The sequence below is a fragment of the Streptomyces solincola genome, from assembly GCF_002982015.1.
GTDB classification, from domain to species: Bacteria; Actinomycetota; Actinomycetes; order Streptomycetales; family Streptomycetaceae; genus Streptomyces; species Streptomyces solincola.
The window spans coordinates 1-1045 of sequence record NZ_PVLV01000710.1 but is presented as its reverse complement, the minus strand read 5'-3'; the positions used below and the strand labels follow the sequence as shown (position 1 = coordinate 1045).

General features: G+C 73.3%; 1 protein-coding gene. It reads left to right on the top strand.

Going from position 1 to position 1045, the window contains the following annotated elements; all coding sequences use genetic code 11:
• The first annotated feature begins 43 nt into the window (after positions 1 to 43).
• The gene (locus tag C6N75_RS29575) at positions 44 to 979 is read left to right on the top strand and encodes a type II secretion system F family protein (RefSeq protein WP_105871907.1); all 936 of its coding nucleotides are present in this window, start codon (positions 44 to 46) and stop codon (positions 977 to 979) included.
• The last annotated feature ends 66 nt before the right edge of the window (positions 980 to 1045 follow it).

The window sequence follows — 1045 nt, the reverse complement described above, 5'->3', positions numbered from 1 at the left end:
CCCCCCGCCCTCCTCTGAGACCACCACGATCCCGGACACCGCCATGAACCTTCCGCTGCTGACGCTCGGCGTCACCGTCCTCGCCTGCCTGCTGGGCGTCGTCGGCGTGCACGTCTACGCCTCCGGGGCCGCCCAGCGCCAGGCCCTGGTCGCCCGGATGTCCCAGACCGCGCTGCCCGGCCCGGCCGGCCGCCGCCGGCGGTTCACCGCACTGGACCGGCGGCTGCGCACCACCCGCTACGGCCGCCGGCTCGAACGCCGCATCGCCACCACCGGACTCGACCTCACCCCGGCCGAGTACACCGTCTACGCGCTCGCCGCCCTGCTCGGCCTCTACACCGCCGTCACCGCCGTCTTCGCCCCGTTCTTCGGCGTCCTCGCCGTCCTCACCGGCATCTGGGCCGCCGGGTCCTTCCTGGCCTGGCAACGCCGCCGCCGCACCGAGGCGTTCATCAACCAGCTCCCCGAACTCACCCGCGTCCTCGCCAACGCCACCCAGGCCGGCCTCGCCCTGCGCACCGCCATCGCCATGGCCGCCGAGGAGCTGGACGACCCGGCCGGCGAGGAACTGCGCAAGGTCGCCGACCAGCTGGCCCTCGGCCACACCCTGGACGACGCCCTCGGCACCCTCGCCGACCGGCTGCCCTCCCGGGAACTCGTCGTCCTCGTCTCCACCCTGATCCTGTCCAACCGGGCCGGCGGCCAGGTCGTCACCTCGCTGCGCAACCTCACCACCACCCTGGAGGAGCGCAAGGAGACCCGGCGCGAGGTCACCACCCTGCTCTCCCAGGTCAAGGTCACCGCCGTCGCCCTGCCCCTGCTCGGCCTCGGCTTCCTCCTCCTGATCAACGGCATGCAGCCCGGCGCCCTGGACAAGATGACCGGCTCCGCCGCCGGGCAGATCGGCTGCGTCCTCGCCTTCGCCCTCTACGCCCTCGGCTACACCGTGATCGCCCGCCTCTCCCGCATCCGCGTCTGACCCGACCTTCCCCTTCTCACCCCCCTGGCAACGCCGCCGCCGCACCGAGGCGTTCATCAACCAGCT

Coding starts and splice junctions, on each gene's coding strand:
- C6N75_RS29575 (WP_105871907.1), top strand. CDS start 44: ATGAACCTTCCGCTGCTGACGCTCGGCGTCACCGTCCTCGCCTGCCTG.